This window comes from Paenibacillus sp. FW101-FHT12H11 (assembly GCF_058790355.1).
Genome location: NZ_JBYTCO010000009.1, coordinates 1 through 20959, shown reverse-complemented (window position 1 = coordinate 20959; position 20959 = coordinate 1). Strand labels below are relative to the sequence as shown.

The window sequence follows — 20959 nt, the reverse complement described above, 5'->3', positions numbered from 1 at the left end:
GCAGCTATGACAATTGACGGGTACTTTTTAGGGATAGATATTGGTGGAACCAAAATGTTGGCAGCCTTGGTGGACGCTCAAGGGCGTGTAGTAATTAAAGATCAACGGCCTACTTTAGCCGCTGAAGGCGAGCAAGAAGTTATTAGAAGGCTGATCCTTATGATTGAGTCGTTGCTGTCTTCTGTACCCAATCCTCATGCACGCAGCATTTTGAGTCTAGGTATCGCAACTGCGGGTATACTTGATATGGATACGGGAACGATTGTTCTTTCAACAAATTTAGGCTGGAAAAATGTTGCCTTAGGGCCGATATTGGAAAGGAAATTCGGTTTTCCAGTCCGTTTAATCAATGATGCAAGTGCAGCAGCGTTGGGTGAGTGGATCGTTGGTGCAGGCAAAGGAACTGAGGACTGTTTGTATGTAACCGTGTCCACCGGAATCGGGGGCGGTGTCATCAGCGGTGGACACATGCTGCTCGGTGCTTCGAATAATGCAGCGGAGATCGGTCATATCAGCATCGATAGGAAGGGGCCAACATGCAAGTGCGGGAATAAAGGGTGTGTAGAAATGTACGCCTCCGGCAATTCAATAGCCCGCTTAGCCGTTGGAGATATCGTTGCCGGCAAGCCGCAAACCGCGCCTCTATTGGGCTTGGCTGGACAGGATTCGAACCGGGTTACTGCGAAGCTTGTGGCAGAAGCTGCCTCAAGCGGTGACCCTTATGCCATCTCTTTGCTGAAAGAAGCGGGGGAAGCGCTGGGGACCGCGATGGTGACGTTCATTCATTTATTCAATCCGGAAATCATCATTTTCGGTGGCGGCGTGTCACTAAGTGGTGATGTGCTTTTTGAGCCCATGTGGAACACGATTCAAAAGCTTGGCATCGAAGATATGGTGAAAGATGTAAAAATGGCGCGCTCATCTCTTGGTGTAGATGCAGGGGCTGTCGGCGCCGCATTATTATGGAAGTATGAAAATCAGGCCGTTACCATTTAAAATGATAATATTGGAATTGTTTACGAGATAAATGTAAGAGAGGAGAATTGGATTGAAAATTGAAATGTTACCGGCGGAAGAAATTAAAACTAGAGTTGCGGACCTGCTATCCCAACAGCTCAAGTGCAATCCCAAATCGGTGCTTGGCATGACCACGGGCTCGTCACCTTTAAAGTATGGGATCTATCAAGAATGGATCCGGCGGGAGCAAGCAGGCGAACTCTCCTTTCATGAAGCGAGATTCATTAACCCTGATGAACTGGTCGGTATTCCGGTTGATCATCCGGAAAGTTACCGGACCTACATGCAAGAACATTTGTTCGATCATCTTCAGACGCTTCGATATGAGCCGCAAATTCCAGATGGCAGTTCAACGGATCTGAAGGCTGAATGCCTTAGATTTGATCAATTGTTAGCTGATCTAGGTTACGTGGATTGGCAGCTTATGGGGCTAGGCTTAAACGGACATATTGCTTTTATCGAACCAAGCAATCATATACCGGCGAAAACGTATGTTTCGCAACTTTTTGTAGAGAACAGACCTGTTCACTCACCGCATTTTCGTTCCGAAGTTGAGGTGCCCAAGCAATCGATAACAATCGGTTTGGAGGCCGTTATGAAAGCGCGGAACATCGTTCTGGTTGCTACAGGCGACAATAAAGCCGACATGGTGGCAAAAGCTTTTGCCGGGCCAATAACAACTAGCGTTCCAGCGTCATTTTTACAGCTGCATGCGAATGCGACGATTATTCTCGATGCGGCTGCTGCGTCAAAAATTTCGTTGTAAGAGACCTTTTTAAGTGCCGCGACTATCGTGGCTTTTTTTGCGTTTAAAGCACTCCACCATGTTACTTGCCGCTATCTTGGACAACTTCTCCCTAGCAAAGGGAACTACAGAGCGCTATTTCATTGAAATAGGCTCTTTTTCGCGTGGAGGGGAACTGTTGGCCGTTATTTGTCTGTATTCTTAAAGGAAACCGGATTAGGTGGTCAAATAAGACCCTGTAGTTCCTCTTGAACGCGGAAACGGGCTGAATTTACTAGAATAGCGACTTGTAGTTCCTCTGGCGACGCTTTGGATGCAGTACTATCTGGATGTACAGCACGTACTTGCCGTAAATCACTTTATCTAAGGCATGTTCAATTGTATTCCACTTCGTTTTGTTTATTGGTTTAAGTCGTAAGGCAGCTTTGTCCCAAGCGGTTTCCAGAACAAAATTGTGATGAAATTTAGGGAGTGAACTTATCTAAATACGAAACTGACAGTATCTGAACGCCAAATTTTATTCATTGTCTTTGATGCTGAAAAAGTATCAAAGTGTAAATTGGTCTGCGGTATTAACGCATATTCCTTCAAACGTGCTCCTTCCACACGAGATCGTTCATCGTCCTTCCACACGCGAATATCCTGTTCTTTCAGCGTTCTCCAAATCAGCCTGACACCGTAACGCATAGATGCGTTCGACACAACGTAGTTGAGTAAAAAACGCCAAGCCTATCTCTGCGATAATTCGTATTCGTACGATATTTGGGGAAACATCGTCAGTCAAACGGAAAGTATAGCACAGCCATTTAGATACAGTGGTGAGATGTTTGATGATTCAACGGGTTTACAGTACTTGCGAGCACGTTGGTATGACCCAAGCATGGGGCGGTTTATTAATGAGGATACGTATGAGGGGCAGATTAACAACCCATTGTCGCTGAACCTGTATACGTATGTGAGCAATAACCCATTGACTCATACTGATCCGACAGGGCATTGTGACGCTAATAGTATGACTGGAGTAGCAGATTGTGTAGCGGATTTCACTCCAGTAATGGGATCTGTAAAGGCTGGGTATGAAGTAGTTACTGGAGAAAACCCAGTAACAGGTGAAGAATTATCAACTGCTGAAAGAGTGGAGTCAGCAGTTGGTTTGATTCCTGAAGGTAAGTATCTTGTAAAAGGTGTAAAATGGGTTGGAAAAGGGATTAAGAATGTATTCTCTAAGGGCGAAAAGGTTGCTGAGGCTGCCGCCAAGGCGTGTAACTGTTTTGTATCTGGAACGAAAGTTCAAACAGACGAAGGGGAGAAGAATATCGAAGACATTGAAGTCGGAGATAAGGTTCTTTCCAAGAACGAAGAGACTGGCGAACAAGCTTACAAGGAAGTAACAGCCTTACATCGTAACCTGAAGGATACCACTTATAAGTTGTCTGTGGATAATCAAATTATTGAGACAACTGACAATCACCCATTTTGGGTTGATGGCAAGGGCTGGACACTCGCTATTGACTTGAAAGTGGGAGATGAACTAGTACAAAGTAATGGGAATCATCTAAAGATTGACAACATCGAAACTGTACATCACGATGAAAAAGTAAAGGTTTATAATTTTACTGTTTCCGATTTCCATACTTATTTTGTAAGTGACTTAGGAATTTGGGTTCACAATATTAACAGCTTCTGTGGTACATCTTCTGACTTGGCAAATTTGGCAAATAGCTCAAAGTCAATTGATGGATTAGCAGATGTAAAAGCATCTGCAAACGTTGTAAATGATGCTGCTCTTGAGTTTGTAGGAAAAGGTGCTAAAATACAAAAATTCGATGGTGGAATGTTTTACACCAGTAAAGATGGATTAAAATCTGTTAGGACTGGAGTCAAATACGGTAAGAGCGCACAACAAGGTACTACGGTATATGAAGCTAATTTTGAGATATTTGATAATAACGGAAAACAACTAACTAATTATCATGTTGACATTGAGTAATCAATTGAAAAGAGAGTGAGTATATGTTATCTCCTGTTTTAAAAAGGATAATAGTACGTGGAGAACCTGAACAAAAAGATGATTTCGTACTCGCAGCAAGTGCAGATATTGGAACTGTTGATTCAGACGGAGTTGAGTATTTTTATTTTAGAATAATGACTCCTAAAAGACTACTTGCGATTCTAGAAGAAGATAAGATACAAGATGGTAGAGCGACATTTATTGTAAATGAATTTGACTCAGCTTTGGTAGAGATGGAAATCAACAAGATATTGGAAGATTGTATTCGACCAACTTGGGATGAAGTTGCAAAAGCAATTAATCGTCATCTTATTTGGGAGTATGACAATATCCAGTATGAAACACTTGATGAGGCAATGAATAGACTAAATAAGGAAAAGTGATTAGCTGAGAAGACCCTGAAGGATGTCCTTCAAGGTCTTCTTCTTTTACCTCCACCCAGTGTTGAGTGAACCTATTATTCAACCAATAACAAATTTAATCTATTTAGATACCTTGCGACTACTGTCGTAGGGTTCATTTTTTCTTCCGCTATACTCCTAACAACGCAAATATCCTCATAACCAGTACAGGACGGACGTGAGTCCTCACTTTACATGCTGATCTCTCAGGATCAAATGCACACTTTCTGCTCGTCAGGATTTGGATAAGTAATGACCGCTATCACATTAGATGAAATATAGATTTTATTGAATATGAGAATGAAGAAGAGAGGACTAGTAGTCCTCCGAAAGAGAAGATACCGTTTAATCTTTTGGTTCAGTATCCGCCCGTGATCAATAGATATTTCCTGTGTGCTCATCTAACTTCACGTGAACAGCTGAAATCGAAATTACATCTAAGAGTTATGGGGTTGATGAGCGGTGAACTGGAACAGCGGCAAGTCACAGGGCATTACCGTAGGCAAATCAAGGATGAAACGAGGAAACGCCAGATACTTGATTTTGATAGCGCTGCGGAAGAGCAATGGGAGGATGCTGTAACACTACCATGTGCAATATTGGGCGGTGTTGTCAGCAAAGTTCCAGTAGCACTATAGACATTATTCATCCTCCATGATAATCAGTTCATGCAATTGGACGTCTAAGGTCTTACAAATCAACTCCAAGGTATCGAAATAAGCGGCGTTAACCTTATCGTAACAGAGATGACTAACCGTACTTGGATGGATTTCCATTCTACGAGCAAGTTCTCGTTTGCTGAAAATGAGAAATCGTTAATGTTAAAAGGGTCACTTTTTTTCCATATACCCATGCCATTTTTTCCGTCGAACATATGATAATTCATACATTCGGTTAATGGAGATGAGTACATGCTGATGTCAGGAAGCGTCGCGTTGAGTAGTTCAACCCAAATTGATGTGTTAATCCCAGCGATCGAGAAGGATTTAGGAACACTTCCTATGGTGATTGATGCCGTACGGAAGTATGTGAAACATCCTATTGGTGAAATCATCATTGTTGCTCCGCGAAAGAAAAGAATTCTGGACCTTTGTCAGCGAAAGGCGTGCAGGTTCGTTCATGAAGACACGGTTCTCCCTATAACGAAGAAGGATATCCACTATGAATCCAAAACATGGGAGCGATCCGGCTGGCTTTATCAACAACTGCTGAAGCTTAACGGCGACACGCTCTGCACATCCAAGTACTACTTGGTGATTGACGCGGATACAGTACTCATTCGCCCGCACGTTTTTAAAGTGGGATCCAAGACCGTGTTTTATTGCCGGGACTGGAGTCAGAGTGAATATTATAAAACCTATCGAAAACTAATGGGCAGAGGACGCTCGTCTCGTCGGTCGTTTGTTACCCACTATATGCTGTTTGAAAGAGCGAAAGTGGCAAAGTTGAAAAGCACGATTGAAGCGAAGCACAACAGAAGCTGGTATTCGGCTATTATGGCCAGTATGAATAAATCCAAGCAGTTTGCTTTCTCGGAATTTGAAACTTACGGTAATTTCCTCTACGCGTCCGCTCCGCACAACATGATTTTGAAGTCTGCATTGAACAAAAGTTTAAGCCTGCGCGCTTCTGGCATTCCATCCACGGTCAGGGCTCTTGCGAAGCGTTACAGATCCATTTCCCTTCATAAACGCAAGGGTTATGTAAAAGCCAGGAAGGTAAAGTCTTGATGACGTCTTATCGTGTGACCTGGGAAGGACCTGTCCATAGAGCCAGTGGTCTCGGTTATGCGAGTAGAGCCTATGCACGGGCACTTACGCGCCAGGGTGTTACGGTGAGCTGGGGATTGTCTGGTCCCAAAGGGAGGTCATCTCATGGCAAAAAGGTGCTTATCTATAACCATGCTCCTAATCACATAAATTTCAAGGCGGCGCGAAGCAGATACGATACTATTATTCTGAACACGGTATGGGAGACTAGCAGAACGCCATGGAATTGGCTGCCGAATATGAACCAATTCGATGCGATCTGCGTCCCCTCCCAGCATAACAAGGTGGCATTGCGAAATAGCGGTGTGAAGGTGCCGATTTATATTGTTCCTCATGGCGTAGATACGAAGGTTTTCCATCCTGATAATAAAAAGCTGTCACTACCGCGTGCGGCAGGCAAGTTTACGTTCGTGTCCGTATTTGGCTTCCAGCATCGCAAGAATCCAGAGGCTTTATTAAGGGCGTACTGGGAGGAGTTTTCGTCTCAAGACAATGTCATTCTCGTTATCAAAACCAGTGGATACGCAGTCTATGAGACAGAGCGATGGATAAAAAAGCAAATTCTGCAATACCAAAAGAGATTAGGTTTTCAAAAGCCGACAGCCCCTGTTGTCGTGATTGCACGCCGATTTTATGAAGGTCAGATGAGAGGTTTCTACACGCTTGGCGATGCTTTTGTCCTTCCTACTCGTGGTGAAGGCGTCGGTTTGCCTTTTTTAGAATCGCTGGCTAGCGGTGTCCCTGTCATTGCGACCGGTTGGGGAGGGCAAATGGATTTCCTGACGTCTCGTAATTCGTTCCTTCTCCCCTATCGACTCCAAAGTCCTGCGGCTAGTATGAAAAGTCGGCATGCAATCTCGCGATCATTCAGCTATCTGTTTGCTCAGAAAGGACAAAAATGGGCGGAGGCCGATCGGCATGCGCTAAGACGGGCGATGCGGCAAGCCTACCAAAACCCTGAGCTTTGCAAGGAGAAGGGACGCCAAGGCCGAAGGGATGTACTTGATTTATCCTGGAATCGAGCAGGGGTGTTAATGAAGCAGGTTATAGAAAAGGTAATTCGTTCAAAGAAATAAGGGGAAGTGTTATGTCTCCCGGAAAGGGGCATTTGACTTGCGGATTGTACTATTGTGCGGAGGTTCTGGTAAAAGGTTATGGCCGTTATCCAACGAGATCCGCTCTAAGGTGTTTCTGAAACTTTTGAAATCGGGCAATGGAACGAGAGAATCGATGATTGGACGCATATGCCGACAATTGGATGAAGTAGGTTTGCTGCCATTCACGAGCATTATCACACATAGCAGCCAAGTTGAAATTACGAGAAAGCATGTAGGCGAAAACATTCCTATCATTAGTGAGCCATTTAAAAGAGGAACGTTTGCGGCTGTCGCGCTAGCTTCCTGTTATCTGCATGAGCAGATGCAGGTAGATCCGAATGAAACGATATGCATCCTCCCAGTGGACACTTTTGCAGATTCGTTGTTTTTCGGGAAACTTCATCGCTTTCCGGACATTCTTTCACAGTCGCAGGCGGAGCTTGCCCTTCTTGGAACGAAGCCTCAACACCCCTCTAACCAATTCGGCTATATTGTTCCTGAGCGTTTAATGGAGAAGGATAATTATGCGCTCGTTCGGCAATTCGTAGAGAAGCCTAATGAGCAACTGGCCGGCTTGTTGATTGAGCAGCATGCGTTGTGGAACTGTGGTGTTTTTGCGTTCAATTTGAAGTATATGTTGGATCATGTGGCGAAAAAGGCGCTGCCTATTCAGGTTGACAAGTGGCTAGACTGTTACGAGCAGCTTGCTACGGCAAGCTTTGATCAAGAGGTCGTGGAACACTCTAACCGTGTAGCCGTTATGGGCTATGAGGGTTTATGGAATGATCTGGGAAGCTGGAAGGCGATTACAGGTTATTTTGAGAATCGGGTCATTGGTCCCGGCCGTATATCGGATGATTCCTCCAATACGCATATGATTAATGAACTCCCCTATCCAATTGAAGTGATTGGCGTACCCGATGTGATTGTTGCGGCAAGTTCAGATGGTATTCTTATTGCGGCCAAGGATCAAGCCAATTTAATTAAGGATAAGTTAGATGCAGTACCTCAGTTTCCGAGATATATAGAGAAAAGGTGGGGAACCTGTCGGGTCTTGGAATTCTGGACGGATGAACGGGGAACGGAGGTTATGGTAAAAAGAGTAGAAATCTCCCAAGGGGAGCAAACCAGTTATCATCTGCACCAGACACGGAAGGAGATAGTAACGATTTTAAGCGGCGAAGCAGAAATCTTATTGGATCATAAACGGTACAGGCTTCAGGCGGGCGATGTTAGGCAAATTCCTATTAACGTTGGACATGGCATCAAGGCTATCACCAAGCTTGAGTTGATGGAGGTTCAGTTGGGGATGGCATTGAAGGAGGACGATTGTCTGCGCTTGTTAATGAACTGGTAGCTGTTGGAAATGAGCTTATCGCTGGATGAATCGGCGCATGGGCTCTTTTGTGTTGTGCATCCACCTTTTCAAACAAAATAGCGAAAAAATAGAACAAATACACGATACAAGATAGTTGGATCAGCCTGTCGTACATATTTCGAAAAAGAATGCACCATTTTCAAACATATGTCTGTGCGAAAATAGACGCACTCAAATTAAGATTAGAGAGTAGGTTGTAATCGTTTACTAAACACAGGTGAGGAGTCATACTAAAGTGATAAAGATTGAGAAATATTGGGAAAAATTGGACGTTTTGCATATCAATAGAATAGCTCCGCGAGCTTATTATATCCCTTATGCGGATGAGACAAGCGCATTCAATCAAAAGAGAGGAAAATCCCCGTACTATCAGACTCTGAACGGACTTTGGAAATTTCAGTATGTGCGCAGCGTGAAAGAGGTGCAAGATGGATTCTATGATGCCGCTGCCAATGTGAACGGCTGGGATGATTTGATTGTGCCATCCTGCTGGCAGGTGAACGGATATGATCAGAATCACTACACGAATGTCAATTATCCATTTCCGTGTGATCCACCTTTTGTTCCGAATGAGAATCCGGCTGGATTGTATGTCAGGGACTTTCAAATTTCTGAGCAGTGGGCGGATAAAGAGAAATATATGGTTTTCGAGGGTGTCAACTCCTGTATGTATCTATGGGTGAATGGTGCATTCGTCGGTTACAGTCAAGGCAGCCGAGTCCCAGCCGAGTTCGATATCTCACCCTATCTGAAGGTTGGCAAAAATCGGATGGCGGTTATGGTATTGAAGTGGTGCGATGGCACGTATCTGGAAGATCAGGATCTGTGGAGATTTTCCGGGATTTTCAGAGATGTCTACCTGCTCGCGCGAAGCAAGAACCATATCCGGGACGTGTTCAACCGTCAGGAGTTATCGGAAGATAGGCGACAAGCCACTATTTGTTGTGAGATTACAACAACGGGAACCTTACCAACGAGAGTTGAATTAAAAGATGCCTCAAACCAGCTCATCCAAGAGGGAAGCTCAACCATTGATCGAAGCGGAACCATCGAACTTCACATAGACGAGCCCAAACTGTGGAATGCAGAGCAGCCTCATTTGTATCAGCTTTACGTATATGCTGGCGACGAAGTGCTGTTGTTTCAAGTCGGGTTTAGAAAAATTGAAATTAAAGATGGTGTATTTTTAATCAACGGAATGCCGGTCAAATTAAAAGGGGTTAATCGTCATGACTCACATCCGGAGTTAGGGCAAACGATTCCGATGAATCATATGATTAAGGATTTAATTTTAATGAAGAGCCACAATATCAACACGGTTCGAACGTCGCATTACCCGAACGATCCTCGGTTTTTAAACCTGTGTAATGAATATGGATTCTATGTCATTGATGAGGCGGATTTGGAATGTCATGGTGTATTCCACGCAGGTGACTACCATATGTTGACCAAGAATCCGGCTTGGCAGCGGGCTTTCGTTGATCGGGCGGAGCGAATGGTGGAAAGAGATAAAAATCACCCTTCCATTGTGATGTGGTCAATGGGCAACGAATCCGGTTATGACGTGAATCATATGGCCATGGCAGCATGGACGAAAGCCAGAGACCGTTCCAGACCGGTCCATTATGAAGGTATTGATCCTCGGCACAAGGGCAGCGCCGACACGGAAGTGATCGATGTGGAAGGACGCATGTATTCTTCCCCTGCTTATATCGATGCTTACGCCAGTGACGAGAACAGCACCAAACCGATGTTTTTATGCGAATACAGTCACGCGATGGGGAATGGGCCAGGCGATCTGAAAGATTACTGGGACGTCATCTATAAGCATCCCAAGCTCATGGGCGGCTGTGTCTGGGAATGGTCGGACCACGGCATCAAGACGCGTACCCCTGATGGCACGTCATACTTTGCTTATGGCGGCGATTTCGGAGATCAACCCAATGATGGCAACTTCTGCATCGATGGGCTTGTGGATCCCGACCGCAAACCGCATACAGGCCTTTTGGAACTCAAAAAAGTGATTGCACCAATTCGGGTAGAAGCTGCGGACCTGCATAATGGAGCCATTACAGTGACGAATCTGTATGATTTTCAGGATCTTGCCCATGTCGTCATGACTTGGAAAGTGGAGAAGGATGGACGAACCACGGAACAGGGCGAGATGAGCGAGGTTCATGCTGCTCCTCATCAGACGCAAACCGTAACAGTACCCTATAAGCTGCCGGAGACATCAGAAAGCCGATATTTCCTTACAGTAAGCTTTAAACTTCGCAAGGATACCGAGTGGGCTGGGGCAGGTCACGAGATTACGTTCGAACAGTTCGAACTGCCGGTTGTTGTAAGGAAGCTGCCACGCGAGACGAAGGCCACAATTGAGCTGCAGCAGCAAGATCACAGCTTAATCGTTGAAGGATTTGATTTCCGCCATGTTTTTGATCTGCATGATGGTACATTCACGAGAATAACCAAGCATGGTGTGAATATGATTGAAGCTCCTCCGAAGTTCAATATTTGGCGGGCGCCAACGGATAACGATCGCAAAATTAAACGCTTGTGGTTAGAAGACAATTACGATCGCGCGCTTATGCACGTGTACAAGGCGGAGATCACCAAGCAGTCGGAGGCGGATGTGGAGATTACGGTCGATTTTTCACTAGGCGGTTATATTAAAATTCCCCTTCTTCATGGGACAGCCATCTGGAGAATTGACGGTACAGGAGCGATTGCTCTGCGTCTGAACGTGAATGTCAGAGAGGGGCTTACGTTCCTTCCGCGCTTTGGCTTGCAGTTGACGATGCCTGGCGGAACGGAAGAAGTAGAGTATTTTGGATTGGGGCCGCATGAAAGCTATATTGATAAACGCCACAGCGTAAGAAAAGGCAAATATCTGCTGCGTGTGGATGATATGTTTGAGAATTATATTATGCCCCAAGAGAATGGAGCCAGATACGGTACCGAATGGGCGATCGTGTCCAATGAGCAGGGGATGGGCTTGCGCTTTACAAGCAATGGTGAATTCAGCTTTAACGCATCACACTATAGCCCTGAGGACTTAACGCTTGCTTCGCATGATGTTGAGCTGGTAAAACGGAAGGAAACGATCGTTCATCTCGATTACAAGATGAGCGGTGTCGGATCGAATTCGTGCGGTCCGGAGCTTCTGGAGCAATATCGATTGGACGAGAGAGAATTTCAGTTCGAGCTGCATATTCTGCCGATTTTTAAAGAAGACGAATCATAATTCCGTATGGAAGTGTCCCCGAAGTTGCTGACCTAGGGGGCACTTGTTTGTCTATTCTCTTTGTTGAATACCATAAACACGATTTTATATGATAAAATAGAGGTACTCGATGATTATTCTTACTCCATGTTGAAGAAGGCTGATAGGGATGAAATCCAAATATTTTCCGTTGCATAAGAGCGTGAACACCAAACTGCTTGTTTTTTTCTTGACGGTAGCGATCTTGCCTCTACTTACGCTCTGTTATTTTTCAACTAATAAGTCGTCCGAGATTGTGAATAAACAGTTTGGCAATTATGGACTTTACGCAGTAGACCAGCTCAAGCTTCATCTGGACGCCAGTTTAAAGCAAATGGATAATATCTCAGGTAATATATTAACTTACCTGATCTCCTCGTCGATTGTTATAGATGATCATGAACCAGCAACGTACAGTGAGTATACGGAGGAAAAGGGATTCAAGCGGTACATGTCCTCTTTTGAGAATACCAATATATTAAGTGTGAATGTAATAACACCCAGCGGGAAATTCATTGGCAACGATGGGATTGTAACGGAGCGACTGTTGAACTCTGACTTTTGGCAGCAAGCGTCGCTGCAAGCAGGTAAGCGTATTCTTATTCATCATCCAGACTATTATTCTTCTGCGCCTGCGGGCGATGTCATCAGTTTAATTCTTCCTATTAAGGATCACTATGGATTGCCTGCACAAAGTAAAATACTGATCGACATGAAAGCGGATTCAATTATGAGTCTGCTAAAGGCATTTGAAGACGACACGAAGAGCCATCTGCAAGTTCGTAATTTGGATGGAGGTATCGTGCTGCAAACATCCGTTTCTTATGTCTCGCATGCGAACGATATCGTATGGTCGAAGCAGTTGGAATCGGAGAATTGGGTGGTGGAAGCCAGCATTCCGTATCCTTTATTCTTCGAATCTTCCCGCATTATCTTGAAATATTCGTTATTTATTGCCGTCATGAGTCTGGTTCTTGGCCTCGTGATGGCGGGCTTCTTTTCCTTCCAGATTACGAAGCCAATCAAGAAGATGGCCCAATCTATGCGCAGATTCGGACAGGGCGAGCTTACGATTCAAACACCGGTCTATGCCTCGGACGAATTAGGTTATCTAAGCGAGACATTTAATCGGATGACGGGGCAGATTAGAGAGTTAATCGATGAGATTAGCTCGACGGAGAAGCTTAAAAGCGAAGCCGAATTAAAAGCGCTTCATTATCAGATTAATCCGCATTTACTATTCAATACCCTAAACAGCATTCAGTGGAAGGCCCGCCTTGCCGGTCAGACAGACATTCTCAAGATGCTGGAGCATCTGGTGGCGGTGCTGGAAGGCAGCTTTAACGTGAAACAAGTGTTGGTGCCTCTGCACACAGAACTTGAGATCATTCATCATTATTTGCAGATGCAGCGATACCGCTATGGGGATGTTTTTACGTATTCCTTACAGATCGAACCAGATCTTGAGCAGCGTCTGATTCCGCGCATGGTGCTGCAGCCATTGTTTGAGAACATCTTTTTCCACGGTTTTATCGATGGTCAAGGTCATATCGTATTTACAATTAGTTCGAATGATAATCATATTCATGCAGAGATTGTCGATGACGGCATGGGTATTCGAGCGGAACATCTGGCATACGTCTCTTCAGGTCAAGTCATTCCAGGGAAAACGGGTGGACTTGGGATGCGAAATGTGGATGAACGGTTTAAACATCATTTTGGTGAACCCTATGGATTAGTTATCCATTCAGAAAGAAATAAAGGAACAAAGGTGAAGTTAAAATGGCCGAAAACACTGTAAACGAACCTTACATTAAAGTGCTCATTGTCGATGACGAACAATTGGTCCGCAAAGGACTGCGCCTAACAACGGATTGGGCCAAGCATCAGATGATCGTCGTTGACGACGCGCCCAATGGGAGTATAGGTTGGGATAAATTTCTGGAACACCGGCCGCATGTGGTCATTACGGATATTGTGATGCCAGAAATGGACGGTATTGAACTCTCCCAGAAGGTGAAAGCGGTAGCGCCAGATACCAAAATTTTATTCCTGAGCTGTCATAAGGATTTTGATTATGCCAAACAAGGGATACAGATTGGCATTACGGACTACATCGTGAAGACAAGTCTCGATGAAGAGAGGTTGGATGAATGTTTGGAACATCTGCACCAAGAAATTGCCAAGCAATTGTCCAAACCAATAGGAATTGCCCCTGATGAGCCCCCAGTGGAGATTAATGAATTGGATGAATGGCTTATTGATAAGAATCAAACAGTTAGGAATCAGTTCCTGCTGCGATTGGAGAAGGAATGGAAATGGATGACAGAAGGTGGTTACATGATCCATATATTTCAAGATGGGCATTCACCTCTGAATCGGTCCGATCTATTAAGCGAATTATCCTTTACCATCTCAGAGCAAGAGGATATGCTGCTGCTGCAAAGCGAAGAAGATAGTTATTTCTTGTTCTGTCGAAGCCAGGGTCTTCAGGCTTGCAGTGAGGAACTGCTGCGAAGCAAAATCAACAACCACACCATCGGTTGGAGGCAAGCAGGACCCATTACAAGCCCCGATCAGTGGATGTCATCCGTACATCGATTGCATCGTTTGAGACATATTGAACAGGAGTTTGAACTGGTAAATGATTCGCATAAAGAAGATATCCTAAGCGCGATTGACTATATTGACCAGCATCTGTATCTAGATCTCAGGGCGGCTGATATTGCCAGCAAAATTGGCGTAAGCCGCAGTTATTTCAGCACGATTTTTAAGGAATCGACGGGGTTCAGCCTCATTTCATTTATTTCCAAACGGAAACTCGAAAGGGCTAAAGCATTGCTGCGGAGCACATCGTTTAGGGCTGATGAAATTGCGGAGAAAGTCGGCATTAATGATGCCAAATATTTTTCCAAATGGTTCAAAAAAAGCGCTTCCTTGACACCTGGCCAGTACCGGATTCAAACAAAATGACGAGAAAACCAGACAAAAATGCACCTGTCCCTGAAGGGGGGCAGGCATTTTTTCGTTTTCGGTAAAGATTGCACTTTTTCCAAACATCCGTCGGTATGAAACCCTTTTCATTTATTTTAACATAAGGATATAAACATACAGGGAGGCATTCTTCATGAAAAGAAAAAGTTGGTCACTCTTATTGGCAACTTGTTTGTCCGTAAGCTTAATAGGGACGGCTTGTTCCAATTCTTCATCTACAGCAAGTACGGCGGGCGGTGCTGCAAGTCCAGCAAGTTCGGACAAGAAAGTTAAGCTGGTGGTATGGATTTGGGAGTCGGCTAAAGTTGGTTTAGACGCAAACATAGAAGCTTTCAAAAAGGAAAATCCGAATATTGAAGTGGAATATCAAATTATGAAATCCACTGATTTATATCAAAAGTATCTGATTTCTTCCAACACGCAAGATGCAGTGCCGGATATCGTGGGGCTGGAATCTACGAATATGGCGCAGATGGTACAGATTGATTCATTGCTCGATATTACCAAACGTGTCGAACCATATAAAGATAAGATGAACGCCTACAAATGGGAAGATGCGACCAAAGATAACAAAGTATACGCAATGCCTTGGGATAGCGGTCCAGTGGTGATGTTCTACCGCAATGATATTTTTGCCAAAGCCGGTTTGCCAACGGATCCGAAGGAAGTTGCTCAGAAAATCCAAACATGGGATGACTATTACCAAGTGGCTAAGCAAATTAAGGAGAAAACCGGTGTTCTTATGTTCGGCGACTCCAAGACGAATTCCAGCAACCGTGTTTTTGAATCGATGATGTGGCAGCGTGGTGTCTGGTATTTTGATAAAGATGGAAACGTATCGGTGGAAAAACCGGAGGTCAAAGAGATTGCTGATTATCTGGTCAAAATGCAGAAGGAAGGTCTCGTCTACGATGCGCGGGCTAATACCGATCCTTGGGGTAACGCAATCAAAGAAGGCAAGGTTGCAACTGTAGTTGGCGGTTCCTGGCACGATGCGATTATTGAAGGCCAATATGCGCCTGACGATAAAGGCAAATGGTCCGTAACGACAATGCCAAAATGGTCCAAAGATGATAAGTATACAGGTGCAAATCAAGGCGGATCGAACTTGGCGATTAATAAAAATTCCAAGCATCCGGAAGAATCGTGGAAATTTATTGAATTCATGTTAGGTAAAGAAACATCCCAAATTAATATGATGAAAAAAGCGGGTCTATTCCCATCTTTAACGACCACTTACAGTGATGCAGCGTTTAATGAACCATCCGCTTATTTCAACAACCAACCTATCCGTCAGGTCTATGCGGAGTCTTTAAAACAAACCTATCCGCTTGCTTATTCTTCGGATTTCCCAATGGCCAATAAACGGATGACGGATGTATGGGCGCAAATTTTCTTGAATAATGTGTCAACAGATCAAGCTCTGAAAGCAATGGCAGACGAGCTTCGTCAGAAAACAAAAAGGAAGTAAATCACTTTCGGCATCCTGCCCGATAAACGTATGCCTACCTGCAGCCGTTTATCGGAGCGATGCCTCCTTTTTTCTTTTTACCCTTTAAGGAGGTACATCCATGAGAAGTCCAGGCTGGAAACTGCAGCTTCGTTTAGCCCCCTATTTTTACATATCGCCCTATTTTCTGCTGTTCTTAGTTTTTTCACTGTACCCGATTATCTATTCGTTCTATCTGAGCTTTACCGATTGGAAGGGGTCCAAGGAAAAGAACTTTATAGGCTTCGAGAATTATAAAGTGTTATTAAGCGATCATACGTTTTGGCTGTCTCTGTGGAATAGTGTTGTTATTTTTTTACTCTATGTACCTATTATGTTGTTCTTAGCCTTGATTTTTGCCAGTTTGCTCAATGCCAATTGGATGGTTGGCAAGGGATTTTTCAGGATGGCTCTGTTTGTTCCCAATTTTGTATCCGTTGTTGCCGTATCCTTTGTATTTGTGTTGTTGTTCAATACACAGGATGGGCTGATCAATACGCTATTGTCTAATTTACACTGGACCAATACACCGATTCCCTGGCTAGAATCGCCTTGGTGGGCCCGGATATCTGTCGCGATGATGGTTCTGTATCGTTGGCTCGGCTACAATATGCTGCTGGTGTTAACCGGCTTGCAAAGCATTCCCAAGGACTTGTATGAAGCGGCCTATGTGGATGGCGCGACCAAAATAAAAAGCTTTTTCCTGATTACAGTTCCTCTCGTGAAACAGATATTACTTTTTTGCACGGTATTGTCGACCATCGGGACTTTTTCCCTGTTTACAGAACCGTTCATTCTGACCAAAGGCGGTCCGCTTAATTCGACATTAACGCCCGTTCTGATGTTGTTTAACGAAAGCTTCCAAAATTTTAATTTCGGCTATGCCTCTTCCATTGCCGTATGCTTTTTTATTCTAATGATGGTTATTTCTTTAATCCAGATGCGTTTGTTTGATGAAAAATAAGACGTAAGGAGGGAACACTTTGCAAAGTACGGTAAGTCTTAACCGGCCGGTTAGGCGTAAATCAAGCACGGGAAAGACGCGATGGACAGCTATTATCATGTTCATTCTGATGATGTTGGTCTCGGTTCTCATGATCTTTCCGCTGCTGTGGTTGTTCGGTTCATCCGTTAAATCCATCAGCGAAATATTCACCAATCCACCGACCTGGCTTCCACATATATGGCAATGGGGGAATTTCACTGAGCTTTTTGTCAACAGAGGCTTTGGAACAGTAGCTTGGAACAGCCTGCTGCTGTCCAGTGTTTTTACAATAGTAACGTTATTCCTATGTGGTTTGGGAGGATTTGCTTTTGCGAAGTACCAATTCAAGGGCAAACAAGTATTATTTGTTTTTGTGCTTGCTTCGCTGATGATTCCTCATGAGGCCACGATGGTACCGCTATTTGTTATTTATAAAAATTTTCACTTAATTGATAATCTCTGGGGGGTCATTCTTCCGGATTTGGCCAATGCGTTTGGCATCTTCTTTATGCGCCAATACTGCAGGTCTATTCCTGATGAGATGATGGAAGCAGCGCGCATTGACGGATGCTCCGAATTTACCTTGTTCCGTAAAGTCGTTTTGCCTAATTTGCGATCCGCTTTTGCTGCTCTGGGCATCATTTTATTCGTAAAACAATGGAATAACTTTATGTGGCCCGTAGTCATTCTAAGATCCAAAGAAAATATGACCCTCGCTGTTGCTCTGAAGGCGTTGGAAGACAGCAACAATACGCCCTATCATTTGATTATGGCTGGCTCAGTTATCAGTGTGCTGCCACTTTTAATCATTGTACTTATTTTTCAAAAGCAATTGATTTCGGGCTTAACCGAAGGGGCTGTCAAAGGATAACAGTCATTAGAAGGAGTAGAAGCGCATGTCCATCTTGTCACAGATTTTTGAACACAAAATTATCAGCATTGTGCGGGGAACGGAACCACAGCATATGTTGTCCGTAGCACAAGCGCTGCACGCTGGAGGCATCCGACTGATTGAAGTCACAATGAACACACCAGGTGCTCTAGAGTCAATTCGTCTGCTAAACTCCGAATTCGGTGAGGATATGGCGATTGGGGCAGGCACTGTACTCGATCCAGAGTCGGCACGAGCAGCGCTGCTTGCCGGTGCCTCGTTTCTCCTCTCACCGTCGCTTAACGTGGAAACGATACGTTTGACTAAACGGTATGGCGCAATCAGTATTCCTGGCGCTTATACGCCTACTGAAATCGTGACGGCTTATGAACATGGTGCCGATATCGTGAAAATTTTCCCGGCTGACGCCATTTCTCCGTCATTTATCAAGAGCTTGCGAGGTCCGTTACCTCAAATTCCATTAATGCCTACGGGTGGTATAGATTTGCACAATATACGGGCTTTTGTGGACGCTGGTGCTGCTGCTCTAGGGGTTGGCGGATCGCTTGTCCCTGCGAAATGGGATATCCATACCGATTCTTTAGAACAATTAACACATAAAGCAGCCCAATTCGTTAGGGCGACCCAATAGAGAGGAGATAGGATTTATGAAAATTACCGGCTATGAACTATTCAAAGTACCTCCGAGATGGCTATTCCTCAAATTGGAAACCGATGAAGGCCTTGTAGGTTGGGGGGAGCCTGTTATTGAAGGCAAAGCGGCTACAGTGGAAACGGCTGTTCATGAAATGATGACTTATCTGATTGGCAAAGATGCGCTTCGAATTGAAGATCATTGGCAAACGATGTATCGCGCAGGCTTCTACCGTGGGGGGCCGATTCTAATGAGCGCGATTGCCGGCATCGATCAAGCATTGTGGGATCTTAAAGGCAAATATTATCATGCGCCCGTCTATCAACTATTAGGCGGCGCTTGCCGAGATTCGATCCGTGTTTATTCCTGGATTGGCGGAGATCGTCCAAGCGATGTCGGTCAAGCGGCAAAATCAATTGTTGACGCAGGATTCACCGCAGTCAAAATGAACGGGACAGAGGAACTCCAATATATCGATTCCTATGAGAAGATCGATCAAGTCTTGGAACGTGTTGCTGCTATTCGCGAATCCGTTGGCAAATATGTGGGCATTGGCGTTGACTTTCATGGCCGCGTACATAAACCAATGGCGAAGATTCTCGCTAAGGAACTGGAACCTTTCAAACTGATGTTTATCGAGGAGCCAGTTTTATCTGAAAATAACGAGGCCTTGCGCGAAATTGCCCGGCATACGTCTATACCTATTGCAACTGGCGAAAGAATGTTCTCACGTTGGGATTTCAAATCGCTGCTGGCCGATGGGTATGCGGATATTATCCAACCGGATCTCTCACATGCCGGGGGGATCACAGAGTGTAAGAAAATTGCTTCGATGGCGGAGGCCTATGATGTTGCTCTGGCGCCGCATTGTCCACTTGGACCTATTGCTTTGGCGGCATGTCTTCAGGTGGATGCAACAGCACATAACGCGTTCATCCAGGAACAAAGTCTTGGCATTCACTATAATCAAGGCAGTGATCTATTAGATTATATAGTTGATGGTTCTGTGTTTGCTTACAAGGATGGATTCGTCCAAATCCCTCAAGGGCCTGGTTTAGGTATTGAAGTGAACGAAGCGCATGTCAGGAAGATGGCGGCAATCGGGCATCAATGGCAGAACCCAGTATGGCGGCATAAAGATGGAAGTATCGCGGAGTGGTAGGCGAATTCATGGGAGCGAGTAGACCCAGTTTAGCCTAAGTGGACTCGATAGTGTAAAATAGCGTAATAACCAGGTAGCAGCACGCTACTTGGCAGCTACTCCCTGGTTTCATTGAAGTAAACAATCCTAATTAAGGTTAAAAAATGGCCTTTGTCAAAAAAGAGCGCTTCAGTATGATGGGTTTGTCCCGGGTTTAACCCAACACCATCAAGGAGGCGCTCTTATTTATGAAGTTGAAACAATCAGAATTACAAAATCAACGATGTTCCGATTCAAAAGATGAAATCAATATCTTGACAAAATATACTGTAACAAATAATATTACAGTATAAAAAATTTGAATAGAGGACACAAAACATGAAATGTAAAATCAATCGAAATGCTGCAAACGTATTAAAAAATATGCTTAAAAGTAAAGAAGCGGCTGAAGGGAAGATGATTCGTGTTTTTATAACACAGAATCATGGAGATCATGCGCATTATGATATAAAGCTTGATACACCAACTGAACATGATGAAATCGTGAAAACTGACAAAGACATTGAAATCTTATTAGATAAACGTGAAGACCTATTAGATGGAGTTTGGATTCAGTATTTTTATGTGTCTGATGAAGGTTTCTTCATAACAAATCCTTCTACAGGTTTTCATGACAAATAAAGGCATGAAATATTAATGTTCAAAATGGTAAGCAAAAATAGCGCAAGAGCTGCATTGAAGCAGCTCTTTTTTTCGTTTCATCACCGATGAAAGTTGAGCCCAAAATATAAAAAAAGTCGGGTAGTGTACGCAAGCGTAAACAAATATTGATATTGGTAAAATAAAACATTGCATTTTAAATATCATGCATGGTATATTAGCAATCCGGTCGCAAGACAGACTGGTTAAAGTTAATAGAAAAAAAGAAGTTGCAATATAAAAATTAGTATGGTATATTACTTTTCGCTGCTTCGGTAACACGGCAGTGAGCGAAAGAAATTGATCTTTGAAAACTGAACAACGAGTGAGTAAGCACAGTCGAGTAATCGACTATAAATGAGATGAATAATCTCGCTAGCAAGTCAATGAGCTATTCAGCTTTCAAATAAGGACGAGCAATCGGCCACTATTATGGAGAGTTTGA

The 20959-nt window shown here is 44.1% G+C and carries 18 protein-coding genes; 17 read left to right on the top strand and 1 reads right to left on the bottom strand.

All coding sequences use genetic code 11. From position 1 onward, the window contains the following. The first annotated feature begins 6 nt into the window (after positions 1-6). The 5 genes from AC3WTJ_RS26180 to AC3WTJ_RS26160 all read left to right on the top strand — a co-directional run bounded on the left by AC3WTJ_RS26180 (position 7) and on the right by AC3WTJ_RS26160 (position 4812). Entirely contained in the window at positions 7-996 is a 990-nt protein-coding gene (locus AC3WTJ_RS26180) for an ROK family protein (protein WP_492524332.1), read from the top strand. Between the two features lie 52 nt (positions 997-1048). Further along, positions 1049-1783: a glucosamine-6-phosphate deaminase gene (locus AC3WTJ_RS26175; protein WP_492524331.1), complete on the top strand. Its 735-nt coding sequence runs from the start codon at positions 1049-1051 to the stop codon at positions 1781-1783. A gap of 688 nt (positions 1784-2471) precedes the next feature. After that, the gene (locus AC3WTJ_RS26170) at positions 2472-3752 is read left to right on the top strand and encodes a polymorphic toxin-type HINT domain-containing protein (RefSeq protein WP_492524330.1); all 1281 of its coding nucleotides are present in this window, start codon (positions 2472-2474) and stop codon (positions 3750-3752) included. 23 nt (positions 3753-3775) lie between these two features. Next, entirely contained in the window at positions 3776-4156 is a 381-nt protein-coding gene (locus AC3WTJ_RS26165; protein ID WP_492524329.1) for an Imm8 family immunity protein, read from the top strand. A 473-nt stretch (positions 4157-4629) separates the two neighbouring features. Further along, positions 4630-4812: a hypothetical protein gene (locus AC3WTJ_RS26160; RefSeq protein WP_492524328.1), complete on the top strand. Its 183-nt coding sequence runs from the start codon at positions 4630-4632 to the stop codon at positions 4810-4812. A 3-nt stretch (positions 4813-4815) separates the two neighbouring features. Here the strand turns inward: AC3WTJ_RS26160 and AC3WTJ_RS26155 are convergent, their stop codons facing one another. Further along, the gene (locus tag AC3WTJ_RS26155) at positions 4816-4980 is read right to left on the bottom strand and encodes a helix-turn-helix domain-containing protein (protein ID WP_492524573.1); all 165 of its coding nucleotides are present in this window, start codon (positions 4978-4980) and stop codon (positions 4816-4818) included. A gap of 105 nt (positions 4981-5085) precedes the next feature. Here AC3WTJ_RS26155 and AC3WTJ_RS26150 point away from each other — a divergent pair, with 105 nt between their 5' ends. From AC3WTJ_RS26150 to AC3WTJ_RS26095, 12 genes are all read left to right on the top strand, one after another. Beyond that, positions 5086-5904: a DUF6492 family protein gene (locus tag AC3WTJ_RS26150; protein WP_492524327.1), complete on the top strand. Its 819-nt coding sequence runs from the start codon at positions 5086-5088 to the stop codon at positions 5902-5904. Further along, entirely contained in the window at positions 5904-7019 is a 1116-nt protein-coding gene (locus tag AC3WTJ_RS26145) for a glycosyltransferase family 4 protein (RefSeq protein WP_492524326.1), read from the top strand. The genes AC3WTJ_RS26150 and AC3WTJ_RS26145 overlap by 1 nt, the downstream gene beginning before the upstream one ends. A 37-nt stretch (positions 7020-7056) precedes the next feature. Then, positions 7057-8397, top strand: coding sequence for a sugar phosphate nucleotidyltransferase (locus tag AC3WTJ_RS26140; RefSeq protein ID WP_492524325.1), 1341 nt, complete (start codon positions 7057-7059; stop codon positions 8395-8397). A 256-nt stretch (positions 8398-8653) separates the two neighbouring features. Beyond that, complete coding sequence (locus AC3WTJ_RS26135) at positions 8654-11662, top strand: glycoside hydrolase family 2 TIM barrel-domain containing protein (RefSeq protein ID WP_492524324.1); 3009 nt, start codon at positions 8654-8656, stop codon at positions 11660-11662. 148 nt (positions 11663-11810) lie between these two features. Then, complete coding sequence (locus tag AC3WTJ_RS26130) at positions 11811-13481, top strand: sensor histidine kinase (RefSeq protein ID WP_492524323.1); 1671 nt, start codon at positions 11811-11813, stop codon at positions 13479-13481. Next, positions 13463-14653, top strand: a complete 1191-nt coding sequence (locus AC3WTJ_RS26125; protein ID WP_492524322.1) for a response regulator transcription factor — start codon at positions 13463-13465, stop codon at positions 14651-14653. The genes AC3WTJ_RS26130 and AC3WTJ_RS26125 overlap by 19 nt, the downstream gene beginning before the upstream one ends. 154 nt (positions 14654-14807) lie before the next feature. Further along, the gene (locus AC3WTJ_RS26120; RefSeq protein ID WP_407871137.1) at positions 14808-16145 is read left to right on the top strand and encodes an ABC transporter substrate-binding protein; all 1338 of its coding nucleotides are present in this window, start codon (positions 14808-14810) and stop codon (positions 16143-16145) included. 100 nt (positions 16146-16245) lie between these two features. Then, complete coding sequence (locus AC3WTJ_RS26115; RefSeq protein WP_407871138.1) at positions 16246-17127, top strand: carbohydrate ABC transporter permease; 882 nt, start codon at positions 16246-16248, stop codon at positions 17125-17127. A gap of 19 nt (positions 17128-17146) precedes the next feature. Then, entirely contained in the window at positions 17147-18019 is an 873-nt protein-coding gene (locus AC3WTJ_RS26110; protein WP_492524321.1) for a carbohydrate ABC transporter permease, read from the top strand. 25 nt (positions 18020-18044) lie between these two features. Beyond that, positions 18045-18671 (top strand): bifunctional 4-hydroxy-2-oxoglutarate aldolase/2-dehydro-3-deoxy-phosphogluconate aldolase, encoded by a 627-nt coding sequence (locus AC3WTJ_RS26105; RefSeq protein WP_492524320.1) that lies wholly within the window; start codon positions 18045-18047, stop codon positions 18669-18671. A gap of 16 nt (positions 18672-18687) precedes the next feature. Further along, complete coding sequence (gene dgoD / locus AC3WTJ_RS26100; RefSeq protein ID WP_492524319.1) at positions 18688-19836, top strand: galactonate dehydratase; 1149 nt, start codon at positions 18688-18690, stop codon at positions 19834-19836. Between the two features lie 357 nt (positions 19837-20193). Further along, the gene (locus tag AC3WTJ_RS26095) at positions 20194-20496 is read left to right on the top strand and encodes an iron-sulfur cluster assembly accessory protein (protein WP_492524318.1); all 303 of its coding nucleotides are present in this window, start codon (positions 20194-20196) and stop codon (positions 20494-20496) included. Positions 20497-20959: the final 463 nt, after the last annotated feature.